We start from the raw sequence: 13,918 nt of genomic DNA on the forward strand, positions 1-13,918 counted from the left end.
CTTTGAGGTACTTGCGAATTTGTTGACCTGATGGTCAGGAACTCGCACGAAGCGAATTATGCTTTTGTATACAAATAAAGCAAATAATGTTTTTGATTTTGTAGACGAAAAGTTTGTTGATCGGGATATATCGGCTATAGACGATCGTTCCCACGCTCTGCGTGGGAATGCCGCCATGGACGCTCTGCGTCCGCCGTTGATGTGACGCAGAGCGTCACGGGATGCATTCCCACGCAGAGCGTGGGAACGATCAGCTTGGAAAGACCTGGGCTTTACCCAGCGCGAGATTCACCGCCAACCACCCATTCACCGCCGTCTCCCCAGCTTCGGCAAACACCCGCTCGAGCAATTTCACCTGCTCGCGCCGCAACGACTGCTCGAACCGCGCGCCTTCTGCAGTCAGTTCCAGCAACCGCTTACGCTTGTCGGTCTCGGACGCGACGCTGTTTACCAAATGCATTTCCACCAACTGACGCAGCGGAATGTTCAGCGCCTGTTTGCTCACGCCGAGCAACGCCAGCAACTCCTTGACGCTGAGGGCAGGGTAGCGGGCAATGAAAAACACGATGCGTTGGTGCACCCGGCTCAAGCCGCGACGCTCGAGCATTTCGTCGGCCTTGGCGGTGAATGCCTGGTAACCGAAGAAAAACGCTTCCATGGCTTGTTGCTGAGTGCTGGGGTTTTTAAGGTCAAGCATATTGACGTATCCGCTCGGTCTGTCGTAATTTCGGTCAACCAGTTTGACTCATTTTCCTCAGGCCTCGCTACCGGTGACCCCCCATGGCTTTTTCCGAACGTGTCTCGCGCCTTAAAAGTTCTTTGATCCGTGAAATCCTCGCCGCCGCCCAGCGTCCGGAAGTGATGTCTTTCGCTGGCGGTTTACCGGCCGAAGCCATGCTGCCGAAAGTCGAGTGGGCGGATATGCCGCTGTCCATGGGGCAGTACGGCATGAGCGAAGGCGAGCCAGCACTGCGTGAGGCGCTGGCGGCCGAAGCCCGAGCGTTGGGTGTGCCGTGTGAGGCGAGTCAGGTGCTGGTGGTCAGCGGTTCCCAGCAAACCCTCGATCTTGCGGCCAAGCTCTACATCGACAAAGGCACCGAGATCCTGCTTGAAGCGCCGACCTATCTGGCGGCGCTGCAGATTTTTCAGCTGTTCGGCGCCGACTGCATCACCGTCCCGCTGGAAGCCGATGGCCCGAACCTGGTGCAATTGCGCAGCCGTCTGGAAAAACACAAGCCAGCGTTCATCTACCTGATTCCGACGTTTCAGAACCCGTCAGCGGTGCGCTACAGCGAGGCCAAGCGCGATGCAGTGGCGGCGTTGCTCGACGAGTTCGGCGTGACCCTGATCGAAGACGAACCCTACCGCGAACTGACCTTCGATGGCGGCAGTGCCACGCCGATCGTCAGCCGGTTGAACAAAGCCAGCTGGATCTACACCGGCACCGTGTCGAAAACCCTGTTGCCGGGCCTGCGGGTCGGTTACCTGATCGCCAGCCCGGACCTGTTTGCGCACTTGCTGCGGCTCAAGCAATCGGCCGATCTGCACACCAACCGCATCGGGCAGTGGCAAGCGCTGCAATGGATCGGCACTGAGAAATACCAACAGCATCTGGGTGAGTTGCGTGATTTCTATCGGGTTCGTCGGGATGCGTTTCAGTCGGCATTGGAAACGCACTTTTGCGATCTGGCGCAGTGGAACGTGCCGCAGGGCGGGTTGTTTTTCTGGCTGACACTCAAGCAGCCGCTGGATACGCGCACGCTGCTCAAGGCTGCGCTGGCGGCGGATGTGGCGTTTATGCCGGGCGAGCCATTTTTTCCTGAGCCGGACAAGAACCCCGGTCATCTGCGGCTGAATTTCAGCCACATCGACCCGGCGCGGCTGGACGAAGGGCTCAAGCGATTGGCGACGGTGGTGCGCGAGGCCCAGGCGGCAGAAGCGGCTTGAGGGGAGGGTAGAAACGAATAAACCGGCGCAAGGGCCGGTTTATTTTTGTCTGAAATTTGCAGTGATTGTGCCGGCCTCTTCGCGAGCAAGCCCGCTCCCACACTGAATCGGTGTTGAACACAAATCCCATCAAACCACAAAACCAATGTGGAGCAGGCTTGCTCGCGAAGGCGTCAGTCAGAGCACGACAAAACTATCAGACTGCAGCAAACCGCTTATCCAGATAATCAATGATCACCTTGGACTCATACATCCAGGTGGTCTGGCCATTCTCTTCGATGCGCAGGCACGGCACCTTGATCTTGCCACCTTGCTCCAGCAGAGCCTGGCGATCCTGTTCGTTGTTCTTGGCATCGCGCAACGCCACCGGTACGTTCAGGCGACGCAAGGTGCGACGGGTTTTTACGCAGAACGGGCAAGCGTGGAACTGATACAGGGTCAGGTCCTTGGCGGCCGTGTTGACCTGAGCCTGAGCTTCGGCAGGGCGCTGTTTTTTGCCCGGACGGCTGATGAAGTCGATGAAGATGATCAGTTGGCCAAGGCCGACACGAAGCGCTTTAACGAACACGGTATAAGCCTCACAGGGGCAAACAGAAGGCGCGCAGCTTACCTGATTTTCGCAGGTGAAAAAAAACCGGCGATCAGTGCCGGTTTTCTTCGTGCTGCGAGTTACTTGATCAGGCTGAGAAACTCGCTGCGGGTGGCCGCGTTTTCGCGAAACTCGCCGAGCATCACCGAGGTGATCATCGTCGAGTTCTGTTTCTCCACACCGCGCATCATCATGCACATGTGCTTGGCCTCGATCACCACCGCAACGCCCAAGGCGCCGGTGACTTGCTGGACCGCATCGGCGATCTGGCGACTGAGGTTTTCCTGGATCTGCAGGCGGCGGGCGTACATATCGACGATCCGCGCGACTTTCGACAGCCCCAGGACCTTGCCGCTCGGGATGTAGGCAACGTGGGCTTTGCCGATGAACGGCAGCATGTGGTGCTCGCACAACGAGTAGAGCTCGATGTCCTTGACCAGCACCATCTCGCTGTTGTCGGAGCTGAACAAGGCACCGTTGGTGACCTCTTCCAGTGTCTGTTCATAACCGCGGCAAAGGTACTGCATGGCTTTGGCGGCACGTTTTGGCGTGTCGAGCAGGCCCTCGCGGGAGGCGTCCTCGCCCAATTGGCCGAGAATCTCGGTGTAATTCTGTTCCAGGGACATGAAACTACCTGTGGGATTTTACGCAAAGGGCAAGGGTACGGTGACGGACACGGCGCTGCAAGCGTGAAGCGACGGCATCACTCGTCGCGACCTTCCATCATAGTGCGTTTGAGCATCACATAAACCGCTCCGGCGCCGCCGTGTTTCGGTTGGCACGAGGTGAAGCCAAGCACCTGTGAATGCTGACGTAGCCAGGTGTTGACGTGGCTTTTGATCATCGGCCGCTTGCCGTCCAGGCGCACCGCTTTGCCGTGGGTGACACGTACGCAGCGGATTTCGAATTTGGTCGCTTCGGCCAGAAAGGCCCATAGGGTCTCACGGGCCTTTTCCACGTTCATGCCATGCAGGTCGAGGCTGCCTTCGAACGGAATCTGTCCGATCTTGAGCTTGCGCATCTGGCTTTCCTGGACACCGTCGCGGGCCCACATCAGCTCATCTTCGGGGCCGACATCAATGACGAACTGATCGGACAGCCCATCAACGGTGGTGGCATCGGTGCGCACGGTGGCGGCCTGGCGCAGCTTGGCGATTTGCGCGCGGTCGGCCTTGGGTTTGCCGGTTTCGGCGCGATCGTGCTTGATCGGCTTGACGCCTTGGATCGCGCTTTTGAACAGGGAAAAATCGTCGTCTTGCATGTCAGCCTCCGCGAAGGGCGGCCAGTTTACCCAAGTCGAAGCGAATGGGGCGCGACAAAACGCGTGGCGTTCGGCTCAGTCGTGTTTTTTCATCAAATGCGGGGACATGTTCAGCTCTTGCGATTGACGCGAACGGCGGCGGCAGCGGCGCCACAGCCACACGCCGATGTACAGCACGAACAGGCCAATCGCCAAAATCACTGCCGAACCGACCCGGTTGGTATTCAACTCGCCCAGGGCGGGCGCTTGGCCGAGCAGGCTGGCGGCACCTGCCATCACCAGCAGCACGCCGCACATCGCCAGCAGAGCGGCAATGGCTGCGCCGAAGCGAAAACGCCAGTTGCTTTGGCCTTTGGGCCGCAAGCGGCGTGCATCAAAACCATCGGATAACTTCATTCCGACCTTCCTCAATGGGTATCGGCCCTTCGACCGGGAGTTGACCGGGATGTTCCTGAGGCTAGGGCAATTACAGCAAATGAGAGGCTTTTGCGGATGAGCGGCGGCATGGGCCGCTCATCGACGGTCGATCAGATCAGTTCGCGGGTCTGGGCGAGGGTGGCGAAATTGTCCGCCATGATCGCCATCTCGGTGTGCTGAACATGCTCGGCGCTCAGGACGCCACCCTTGGAGGGCAGGTCGCGAGTCGCGCAGGCGTCTTCAACCAATGTGCAACGAAAGCCCAGGTTCTTCGCGGCGCGCACGGTAGTGCTGACGCTGGAATGGCTCATGAAGCCGCAGACGATAAGGTCCAGCGAGCCGAGATTCTGCAGGCGCTCCAGCAGTTCGGTGCCATGAAACGCACTCGGCAGCAATTTGCCGATGATGGTTTCATCGCCCTGTGGCTCCAGGCCCGGGATGAACTCACCGCGCTCGCCTTGCGGGTCGAACAGCCCACCGACGGTGCCGAGGTGGCGCACGTGCACGATCGGCCGACCGGCTGCACGGGCAGCGGCCACCAGTTGCTTGATGTTCGCGACGGCAGCATCCATGCCGCTCAGTGCCAAGGGGCCGCTGAGGTATTCTTTCTGGGCATCGATGATGACAAGGGTCGCATGACCCAGATTGGCCGCTGCATAACCACGGCCGCTGAGTTGAAACATCGTTTTTGGAACGGACATTCTGGGGCTCCTTCGAGTGGGGCTTTTGCGACATTGTCCTCTGGCTGAGCGCTTCTGTGAATCGCTACCATCGTAGGCACCGCCGTTGTTGGGTCGCAGCCTTGTCAAGATACTCGTTCTGTTCAATAGCTTGCTGAAAAAATAGAAGAGTCCTACATCTGGTCCGGTGTTTTTCCTGCGTCGTCGTGGCGTCTTTTGGCTGTTAGAATCGTCAGTCGTTTTTTCTGGAGTTTGCCCCGTGATCACTTCCCGACTTCGTACCCTGCGTGACCATATCCGTTGGGCCGTCAGCCGCTTCCATGGGGAGGATCTGTTTTTCGGCCATGGGACCGACAACGCCTGGGACGAAGCCCGTCAACTGGTGTTGGGTGCGCTGCACTTGCCGTGGGAAATCGCCGATAGCTACCTCGACTGCAATCTGGAAGAGGACGAACTGGTCAACTTGCAGCGCCTGCTCAAACGTCGCATCGAAGAGCGCATTCCGACCGCTTACCTGCTGGGCGAAGCCTGGTTCTGCGGTATGTCGTTCATTGTCGACGAACGCGTGCTGATCCCGCGTTCGCCAATTGGCGAGCTGATCGAAAAGCGTTTCGAACCGTGGTTGGGTGCCGAACCTGCGCGCATTCTCGACCTGTGCACCGGTTCCGGTTGCATCGGCATCGCCTGTGCTTATGAGTTCCAGAACGCCGAAGTGGTACTGGCCGATCTGTCGTTCGAAGCGCTGGAAGTGGCGAACCAGAACATCGAGCGTCACGGTGTCGATGAGCGCGTGTTCACTGTTCAGGGCGATGGTTTTGATGGCTTGCCAGGTCAACGTTTCGACCTGATTGTGTCGAACCCGCCCTACGTCGATGCGGAAGATTTCGCCGACATGCCGGACGAGTATCAGCACGAACCGGAGCTGGGCCTGGCCTGTGGCGACGACGGTTTGAACCTGGTGCGCCGCATGCTCGCCGAAGCGGCGGATCATCTGACCGAGAAAGGTTTGCTGATTGTCGAGGTGGGTAACAGCCAGGTTCACGTCGAGGCGCTGTACCCGGAAGTCGACTTCGCCTGGCTGGAGTTCGAGCGCGGTGGGCATGGGGTGTTCATGCTGACGGCGCAGCAGTGCCGCGATCATCAGGCGTTGTTCGCTTCTCGCGTCTGACTCTAGAAAGCCTTCGCGGGCAAGCCACGCTCCCACAGGTTTTGTGTGTGCCAGATCAATTGGACACAACACAAAACTGTGGGAGCGTGGCTTGCCCGCGATGGCAGCGCTGCGGTCTCAAGCCTTCAACGGTGCGTAGCAATCCAGATCAACAATCCCGCCTGAAACACCGCAAACGCCACCAGACAGGTAATGGTAAAACGCAGCCCGGCGTCTTCGCGTTTGTACTTGCTGACTTTTTCTTCGTGCTTCTTCAGTTTGACTTCCTGTTCCGCCAGGTTCTGCTCGGCTTGTTGGAGCATCTGCGCGGCTTCGAGAATTTCCACCTGCTGCAACTTTTCGCTGTTCCAGTCGCCGAGCAAATCACCTACCGACACCTCTTTAACGCTGCCCTTCAAATGCTGGGCGTCGGCGTAGACCACGTCAAAACCGTGCACCCGCAGAAAGTGATCGCGGCGCAGGCGAGTGTCTTCGTTCAGCGCATCCTTGTTGTTCAGGTCAGTACCATCGACGGTGTAGGCGGGCCATCTTTTCTTCGCCCACGTAATGCCCTGAGCGGCCATGTAACGCCCGATGCCACGGTTCAACGGCTCGATCTGCAAGCCACTTTCCGGGCCGAAATGCACGCGTTTGGCAGCGTGATCAACCCAGACATCCAGATGATTCTGTTCTTTGCGCACACGCTGGCCCGGCAGTTTGATGGCCATGCGCAGCAGGCTGTGTTCCTTGCTATTGCGTTCGGCGTAACCGAATTCGACAAAGCGCAACGGCCGTCCACCGGTGTTGCGGTCGGTTTTCAACGGCGCCAGGCGGAGCATTTTGTGGTGCTCGACGTGGACGTCCGCCCACGGCAGCTCGACCGCTGGCGGTGCGTCTTTTTCAGCGGGGGTGTCGGGTGAAGTCTGGGTATCAGTCATAACGGCGAGATCCTGTCCAAGCCCTGCTTGCCACCAGCCAGTGCGCTGGCGACAAAGGCTTATCGGCCGTTTTTTTCAGGACTGGAGGGCCAGGGACGTTCTCAACCGGTTTTCACGGCGTGAAAACTGGTTGAGAACGCCTTCTGACAGCGTTTAACGGGTGCGAAGTCCGTCAATAAACTCGAGGATTCGCGCGCCGAGTTCGGCCGCCAGTGGTAATTGCGGATCTTTATAGGAGGCCAATTGCCGCTTCACGTCGTTGGGCACGATGCGCATCACGTGGTTCATGCCTTCGATCAGCGCCAGTTCGGCGTCCGGTTTGGCCGCCTTGAGCGCTTGGGCATCACCGACGCCGACCTGAATGTCGTTGCTGCCCTGGATGATCAGCGCCGGCATTTTCAATTTGCCGAAGGCCGCCGCCGGGTCTTGGCGGAATAGTGAGATCAGATACGGCTGCACGCTGGGGCGGAAAATCACCTGCAACTGAGGTGGCACGTTGTCGTCGGTGTGGCCGGCCTTGAGGCTGTCGAGCAGTTCATTGCTGCGCAGCATCAAGGGAGGCGGCAGGCGATTGCTCAACTGCTGGCGCAGTACCTGATCGATCGGCCGGGCGCTGCCGGACATGGATATCACCGCTGCGGCATCGATGTTTGGTGCCGCGAGGCTGGCGATCAATGCACCTTCGCTGTGGCCGAGCAAAATCAGTTTGCCAAAGCGCGGATCGGTTTTGAGCTTGTGGCCCCAGGCTTCGGCGTCGGCCACATAGGCCTCCACCGACAGATTACGTTCGTCTGGAGTCGCAGCCAGGCTCGCCGCCACGCCGCGTTTGTCGTAGCGCACGCTGGCGATGTTGTGTTTGGCCAGCACCCAGGCCAGCCGTTTGAGGCTGTCGTTGCGTCCGCCGTCGGGGTTGTTTCCGTCACGATCCGTAGGACCGGAGCCGGAAATGATCAGGACAACCGGCACAGGCGTGTCGGACTTGGGCAGCAACAGCGAGCCGAAAAGCTCGCCGCTGCCGGTGTCCAATGTAATCGGGCGTTGCAGGACAGTGGCCTGTGCAAAGCCGGTAAACAAGGTAAGGCTCAAGGCTAGAACTCGCAGCATCATCACGCCATCATCCACTCGGTGCCGGTTGGACTCGCAGGCGGCCATAAGGTTCGAGCATAAGGTTCGAGGATGAACTAGTCGGGTAGCCTGCGTATACTGGCGCGCATTACGTATTTTAGTTTCGATTTCACGGAGCGTCCCGCATGTCCGGCAATACCTACGGCAAGCTGTTCACTGTCACCACCGCGGGCGAAAGCCATGGTCCGGCGTTGGTCGCCATTGTCGATGGCTGCCCGCCGGGCCTGGAGATTTCCCTTGAGGATCTGCAGCGCGACCTGGATCGCCGCAAGCCCGGCACCAGCCGCCACACCACCCAGCGCCAGGAAGCCGACGAAGTCGAAATCCTCTCTGGCGTGTTCGAAGGCCGCACCACCGGTTGCGCCATCGGCCTGTTGATCCGCAACACCGACCAGAAGTCCAAGGACTATTCGGCAATCAAGGATCTGTTCCGCCCGGCCCACGCCGACTACACCTACCACCACAAATACGGCGAGCGCGATTACCGCGGCGGCGGTCGCAGTTCGGCCCGTGAAACCGCCATGCGCGTGGCGGCAGGGGCGATTGCGAAAAAGTACCTGGCCACCCAAGGCATCGTCATTCGTGGCTACATGAGCCAGCTCGGCCCGATCGAAATCCCGTTCAAGACCTGGGATTCGGTGGAAGAGAACGCCTTCTTCAGCCCCGATCCGGACAAAGTGCCGGAGCTGGAAGCCTATATGGACCAGTTGCGTCGCGACCAGGATTCGGTCGGCGCGAAGATCACCGTGGTCGCCGAAGGCGTGATGCCGGGCCTCGGCGAGCCGATCTTCGACCGCCTCGACGCGGAACTGGCCCATGCGCTGATGAGCATCAACGCGGTCAAAGGCGTTGAGATCGGCGCCGGTTTTGCCAGCATCGCCCAGCGCGGCACCGAACACCGTGATGAAATGACCCCGGAAGGTTTCCTCAGCAACAACGCCGGCGGCATTCTCGGTGGCATCTCGTCCGGTCAGCCGATCGTGGCGCACCTGGCGCTTAAGCCGACATCGAGTATCACCACGCCGGGCCGTTCCATCGACATCCATGGCAACCCGGTTGAGGTCGTCACCAAGGGCCGTCACGACCCGTGCGTCGGCATCCGCGCCACGCCGATTGCCGAAGCGATGATGGCCATCGTATTGATGGATCACCTGCTGCGTCACCGCGGGCAGAACGTCGATGTGCGCGTGAGCACTCCGGTGCTGGGTCAGCTTTAATGGCTGACGCAGGGTCCGTACGAAAACTCGTCGCGCAGGCAGTTTTTGTGCAAAGCCTCATAGCCGCCGGGGCCTGACGACGTGACGGCGCTTCCGTACTGGCGGCTTTCCAGTTTCTACCTGTTCTATTTCGCCTTGCTCGGTTCGACAGCGCCATTCCTGGCGCTGTACTTCGATCACCTGGGCTTTTCCAGTGCGCGCATTGGCGAACTGGTGGCGATCCCGATGCTGATGCGCTGCGTGGCGCCGAACATCTGGGGCTGGCTCGGTGACTACACCGGGCGACGGCTGGCCATCGTGCGGTTCGGCGCGGTCTGTACGCTGCTGACCTTCTCACTGATTTTCGTCAGCAAAAGCTACGCGTGGCTGGCAATGGTCATGGCCTTGCACGCGTTCTTCTGGCATGCGGTGTTGCCGCAGTTCGAAGTCATCACCCTGGCGCATTTGAACGGCCAAACGTCTCGCTACAGTCAGATTCGCCTGTGGGGTTCCATTGGTTTCATTATCACCGTGGTCGCCCTCGGTCGGATGTTCGAATGGCTCAGCCTGGACATCTATCCGCTGGCACTGGTGCTGATCATGGCCGGGATCGTGGTCAGCAGTTTATGGGTACCCAACGCGCAACCGGTTCAGAGTGAACGGTTGGCGGGGGAGGGATTCCTCCAGCAATTGCGCAACCCCGGCGTGTTGGCATTCTATGGTTGCGTGGCGCTGATGCAGATGAGTCACGGGCCGTATTACACCTTTGTGACCCTGCACCTTGAGCAACTTGGTTACAGTCGTGGGCTGATCGGCATGCTCTGGGCGGTCGGCGTGGTTGCCGAAGTCTTGATGTTTCTGGCCATGAGCAAGATCCTTGCACGCTTCTCGGTGCGCCGGGTGCTGCTGGCGAGTTTCCTGCTGGCGGCGTTGCGTTGGTTGTTGCTCGGTTCGTTTGCTGAATTCCTCTGGGTGCTGCTGTTTGCCCAAGTGCTGCACGCCGCAACCTTCGGCAGCTTTCACGCGGCTGCCATCCAATTCGTGCAACGTAGCTTCGGCGCCCGTCAGCAAGGCCAGGGCCAGGCGTTGTATGCCGCGTTGGCTGGCACCGGCGGCGCACTGGGCGCGTTGTATTCCGGTTACAGCTGGAATGCCCTCGGCGCCACATTGACCTTTAGTATTGCCAGTCTCGCAGCCTTCGCCGCTGCCGTTATCATTGCCACACGTATGCAAGAGGACAGGCCATGAGCCTTACCTGCGAACATCTCGCCCAGGAAATCATCGATGCGGGGCGTTTTCTGTATGACCGCCGCTGGTCGCCGGCCACCAGCAGCAAATACTCGACCCGCCTGTCGCCGACCGAAGCCTTGCCATCCGTAGCCATGGCCTCTACATGTAGGGCGCGCGCATGAGCGACGCGCTGCGGCAGATCGAGGCTTTTGAATTTTTGTTCGAGTGCGAGTTGAAGACGCGCTCCCTCTTGAACCTTTGAGGATTTGCCATGAGCAGCCTGTCCGTTTATCACGTCTCCAGCCCTGAAATACCAAACAAAGTCCTGACCCACCTCGAGGACATCACCTCGACCCTGGCCGAACAGGGCGTGCGCTTCGACCGTTGGCAAGCCACGGCGAAAATCCAGCCCGGTGCCAACCAGGAAGAAGTGATCGCCGCGTATCAGGAGCAAATCGACAAATTGATGACCGAGCGCGGTTACCTCACTGTCGACGTCGTCAGTTTGAACAGCGATCACCCGCAAAAAGCCGAACTGCGCGCCGGGTTCCTCGATGAACACCGCTACGCTGAAGACGAAGTACGATTTTTCGTCGCTGGCCGTGGTTTGTTCTCCCTGCACATCGGCGATTATGTCTACGCCGTGCTCTGCGAGAAAAACGACCTGATCCTGGTGCCTGCCGGTACGCCGCATTGGTTCGACATGGGCGAGCACCCGCATTTCGTCGCAATCCGCCTGTTCAACAACTCCGAAGGCTGGGTGGCCAATTTCACCGGCGATGACATCGCCAGCCGTTTCCCGCGTCTCGAGGACTGAGCCGATCCTGTGGAGGCGAGGAATCTGGCACATGGAAACAACTCAGGCCGTGAAGCGAAAGCGTTCACGGCCTGTTTGTTTGTAGCGCGTTTATTTATACAACCGCAGGGTTTAAACCGAGTGATAAGTCGGCAAGGCGAACCGTTGCTGGCTTTGCAGCATGGAGATCTGCGGCAGTTCGCTGGCCTGTTCGGCGACATCACGACGTATCGCGCTGATCACCCACGACAGCTGATCGCCGGCATGCAATTGCTGGTAGGAAATCGAACGTTTGAAGACTTTGCCGTCCGTACTGCGCAGGGTCAGCAGAATGCCGCCGTCAGGCCGTGGCTGGGTGGTCACTTCGAAGTTGGAGAATAGCGACGAAAATTTTTCCTGGATCAGGCTCATGTCTATCAGCTCCGTGAGTGCTTTGAAGGGCTACATGGAGAGGTAGTTGCAGTGATTGTGCCAGCACCTGATTTTTTAAAAATACTTATAAATCAATAAGTTATAAAAATTGTATTTCTATGCTTTCGTGCAATCTGCATGAATGGCCATCGTGCATCCTGCATTTTGCGTGGTCGGTCGCGAATTCGATGGAACCAATCGCTACGCCAGGGTTCCGGATACAAAACATTGCAAAAACCGCGTGTACAGCTCAAGAACCGCTGACGTATTTTCGGCCTCAAACAACGCCACCCGACAATAAGAAAATCGAACGGGAGCATCAATGAGCCGCACGCTGAACGACACGATTACCTGGGGCATGATGCTCCGCAAGCTGCCTTCCATTGCCAAAGCCATTCCCCGCGTGGTGAAGGGCATGAAAGCCGCCAACGTCAAGGACCCGACCCAACCGTGTGGCCTCGGCTGGAGCTTCGAGCAGGCGACGTTGCGCAACCCCGATGGCCCGGCCTTGCTGCAGGGTGAGGTGGCGCTCACTTATGCCCAGGTCAATCAGTGGGCCAATCGAATCGCCCATCACCTGATTGCCCAAGGCATCGGCAAGGGCGATGTGGTGGCGATTTTTATCGAAAACCGTCCGGAACTGCTGGTGACGATATTGGCGGTGGCCAAGGTCGGTGCGATCAGCGCCTTGCTCAATACCTCCCAGACCCGCGATACCCTGGCCCACAGCCTGAACCTGGTGGCGCCGGTGGCGATCGTGGTCGGAGAAGAGCTGGTTCCGGCCTTCAATGCGGTTCGCGAGCGGGTGTCCATCGACGCTGCGCGTACCTGGTTTGTCGCCGATCGCGACACTTATCGCGATCCGGGCAATTCGCCCGATGACTTCATCAACCTGATGACAGTCAGCGCCCAAGCGTGCAGCGATAACCCCGTCAGCAGCCAGCAGGTTTTTCTCGACGATCCTTGTTTCTACATTTATACCTCGGGCACCACCGGGTTGCCCAAAGCCGGGGTGTTCAAACACGGCCGCTGGATGCGCAGCTCCGCCAGCTTCGGGCTGATTGCCCTGGACATGCAGCCGCAGGACGTCGTCTATTGCACCTTGCCGCTGTACCACGCCACCGGGCTCTGCGTGTGCTGGGGCTCGGCAATCAGCGGGGCGTCGGGGTTTGCCATCCGCCGCAAGTTCAGCGCCAGCCAGTTCTGGAGTGACGTGCGCAAATACCGGGCGACCACCCTCGGTTACGTCGGTGAATTGTGCCGCTACCTGGTGGATCAACCGCGCAGCGTCGACGACAGTCGGCACAGCGTGACGAAGATGATCGGCAATGGCCTGCGCCCCGGCGCGTGGAGCGAGTTCAAGACGCGTTTTGCCATTGACCATATCTGCGAGCTGTACGCCGCCAGCGACGGCAATATCGGCTTCACCAACATCCTCAACTTCGACAACACCATCGGTTTTTCCCTGATGGCCTGGGAACTGGTGGCGTACGACCACGACAGCGGTGCCCCCACCCGTGATACCAAGGGCTTCATGCGCAAAGTGGCCAAGGGCGAGCAGGGCTTGCTGCTGGCGAGGATCGACGACAAGGCGCCGCTGGACGGCTACACCGATCCGCAGAAGACCGCAAAAGTCGTGCTCCACGACGTGTTCAAGAAGGGCGACCGCTACTTCAATACCGGTGATCTGCTGCGCAACATCGGTTTTGGCCATGCGCAGTTTGTCGATCGTTTGGGCGACACCTACCGCTGGAAGGGTGAAAACGTCTCGACCACCGAGGTCGAAAACATCCTCTTACAACACCCGCAGATCGCCGAAGCCGTGGCTTATGGCGTGGAAATCCACAACACCAACGGGCGTGCCGGGATGGCGGCAATCACGCCGGCTGAATCCCTGGCGACCCTGGATTTCAGCGAGTTGCTGGCTTTCGCCAGGCAGCAAATGCCTGCCTATGCGGTGCCACTTTTCCTACGGGTGAAAGTGAAAATGGAAACCACCGGGACCTTCAAATACCAGAAGACGCGGCTCAAGGATGAAGCCTTCGACCCGAACAAAACCGGCGATGACCCCATCTACGCCTGGTTGCCGGGCACCCAGACTTACGTGCAAGTCACCCAGCAGGTGCTGGCGGATATCCAGGACGGCAAGTACCGTTATTGAATGTGGTTCTTATTAAATGT

The 13,918-nt window shown here is 59.0% G+C and carries 15 protein-coding genes and 2 pseudogenes; 8 read left to right on the forward strand and 9 right to left on the reverse strand.

Annotated features, from left to right (window positions below; all coding sequences use genetic code 11):
• Positions 1-250 precede the first annotated feature (250 nt).
• Positions 251-697 (reverse strand): MarR family winged helix-turn-helix transcriptional regulator, encoded by a 447-nt coding sequence (locus ACQKPC_RS14365; protein ID WP_007898821.1) that lies wholly within the window; start codon positions 695-697, stop codon positions 251-253.
• Between the two features lie 83 nt (positions 698-780).
• Between ACQKPC_RS14365 and ACQKPC_RS14370 the strand changes: the two genes are divergently transcribed.
• The gene (locus ACQKPC_RS14370) at positions 781-1,947 is read left to right on the forward strand and encodes a PLP-dependent aminotransferase family protein (RefSeq protein ID WP_427625205.1); all 1,167 of its coding nucleotides are present in this window, start codon (positions 781-783) and stop codon (positions 1,945-1,947) included.
• A 196-nt stretch (positions 1,948-2,143) separates the two neighbouring features.
• Here the strand turns inward: ACQKPC_RS14370 and ACQKPC_RS14375 are convergent, their stop codons facing one another.
• The 5 genes from ACQKPC_RS14375 to ACQKPC_RS14395 form a co-directional block, all read right to left on the reverse strand.
• A complete protein-coding gene (locus tag ACQKPC_RS14375; protein WP_427625207.1) occupies positions 2,144-2,515 on the reverse strand; it encodes a glutathione S-transferase N-terminal domain-containing protein in 372 nt (123 codons plus the stop codon).
• Positions 2,516-2,616: 101 nt separating this feature from the next.
• Positions 2,617-3,162, reverse strand: a complete 546-nt coding sequence (gene folE / locus ACQKPC_RS14380) for a GTP cyclohydrolase I FolE (RefSeq protein ID WP_007898818.1) — start codon at positions 3,160-3,162, stop codon at positions 2,617-2,619.
• 77 nt (positions 3,163-3,239) lie between these two features.
• Positions 3,240-3,797 carry a Smr/MutS family protein gene (locus ACQKPC_RS14385; RefSeq protein ID WP_007898817.1) on the reverse strand — a complete coding sequence of 186 codons (558 nt, stop codon included), beginning with the start codon at positions 3,795-3,797 and terminating at the stop codon, positions 3,240-3,242.
• Positions 3,798-3,872: 75 nt separating this feature from the next.
• Positions 3,873-4,193, reverse strand: coding sequence for a hypothetical protein (locus ACQKPC_RS14390; RefSeq protein ID WP_007898816.1), 321 nt, complete (start codon positions 4,191-4,193; stop codon positions 3,873-3,875).
• A gap of 131 nt (positions 4,194-4,324) precedes the next feature.
• Positions 4,325-4,915 (reverse strand): cysteine hydrolase family protein, encoded by a 591-nt coding sequence (locus tag ACQKPC_RS14395; protein ID WP_008076357.1) that lies wholly within the window; start codon positions 4,913-4,915, stop codon positions 4,325-4,327.
• 238 nt (positions 4,916-5,153) lie between these two features.
• Between ACQKPC_RS14395 and prmB the strand changes: the two genes are divergently transcribed.
• Complete coding sequence (gene prmB, locus ACQKPC_RS14400) at positions 5,154-6,062, forward strand: 50S ribosomal protein L3 N(5)-glutamine methyltransferase (RefSeq protein WP_427625208.1); 909 nt, start codon at positions 5,154-5,156, stop codon at positions 6,060-6,062.
• A gap of 125 nt (positions 6,063-6,187) precedes the next feature.
• On the opposite strand, the gene ACQKPC_RS14405 is transcribed toward prmB, so the two are convergent.
• Positions 6,188-6,979 carry a hypothetical protein gene (locus ACQKPC_RS14405; RefSeq protein ID WP_427625209.1) on the reverse strand — a complete coding sequence of 264 codons (792 nt, stop codon included), beginning with the start codon at positions 6,977-6,979 and terminating at the stop codon, positions 6,188-6,190.
• A 153-nt stretch (positions 6,980-7,132) separates the two neighbouring features.
• Positions 7,133-8,131, reverse strand: a complete 999-nt coding sequence (locus ACQKPC_RS14410; protein ID WP_427625210.1) for an alpha/beta hydrolase — start codon at positions 8,129-8,131, stop codon at positions 7,133-7,135.
• A 98-nt stretch (positions 8,132-8,229) separates the two neighbouring features.
• Between ACQKPC_RS14410 and aroC the strand changes: the two genes are divergently transcribed.
• The 5 genes and pseudogenes from aroC to ACQKPC_RS14435 all read left to right on the forward strand — a co-directional run bounded on the left by aroC (position 8,230) and on the right by ACQKPC_RS14435 (position 11,347).
• On the forward strand, positions 8,230-9,321 hold the full coding sequence (gene aroC, locus ACQKPC_RS14415) for a chorismate synthase (RefSeq protein ID WP_030131637.1): 1,092 nt from the start codon (positions 8,230-8,232) through the stop codon (positions 9,319-9,321).
• A gap of 81 nt (positions 9,322-9,402) precedes the next feature.
• Positions 9,403-10,548, forward strand: a complete 1,146-nt coding sequence (locus ACQKPC_RS14420) for an MFS transporter (RefSeq protein WP_427625211.1) — start codon at positions 9,403-9,405, stop codon at positions 10,546-10,548.
• Positions 10,545-10,682: pseudogene (locus ACQKPC_RS14425) on the forward strand (methylthioribulose 1-phosphate dehydratase); the annotation flags it as partial. The gene ACQKPC_RS14420 and the pseudogene ACQKPC_RS14425, both read left to right, overlap by 4 nt.
• A pseudogene (locus ACQKPC_RS14430) lies at positions 10,673-10,792 on the forward strand (methylthioribulose 1-phosphate dehydratase); the annotation flags it as partial. The pseudogenes ACQKPC_RS14425 and ACQKPC_RS14430, both read left to right, overlap by 10 nt.
• 9 nt (positions 10,793-10,801) lie before the next feature.
• The gene (locus tag ACQKPC_RS14435; RefSeq protein WP_427625213.1) at positions 10,802-11,347 is read left to right on the forward strand and encodes a 1,2-dihydroxy-3-keto-5-methylthiopentene dioxygenase; all 546 of its coding nucleotides are present in this window, start codon (positions 10,802-10,804) and stop codon (positions 11,345-11,347) included.
• Between the two features lie 111 nt (positions 11,348-11,458).
• On the opposite strand, the gene ACQKPC_RS14440 is transcribed toward ACQKPC_RS14435, so the two are convergent.
• The gene (locus ACQKPC_RS14440; protein ID WP_007898807.1) at positions 11,459-11,737 is read right to left on the reverse strand and encodes a DUF3509 domain-containing protein; all 279 of its coding nucleotides are present in this window, start codon (positions 11,735-11,737) and stop codon (positions 11,459-11,461) included.
• Positions 11,738-12,059: 322 nt separating this feature from the next.
• Between ACQKPC_RS14440 and ACQKPC_RS14445 the strand changes: the two genes are divergently transcribed.
• The gene (locus ACQKPC_RS14445; RefSeq protein ID WP_427625216.1) at positions 12,060-13,898 is read left to right on the forward strand and encodes a long-chain-acyl-CoA synthetase; all 1,839 of its coding nucleotides are present in this window, start codon (positions 12,060-12,062) and stop codon (positions 13,896-13,898) included.
• Positions 13,899-13,918: the final 20 nt, after the last annotated feature.

It is taken from the genome of Pseudomonas sp. NPDC089918 (assembly GCF_050280605.1).
Lineage (GTDB): Bacteria > Pseudomonadota > Gammaproteobacteria > Pseudomonadales > Pseudomonadaceae > Aquipseudomonas.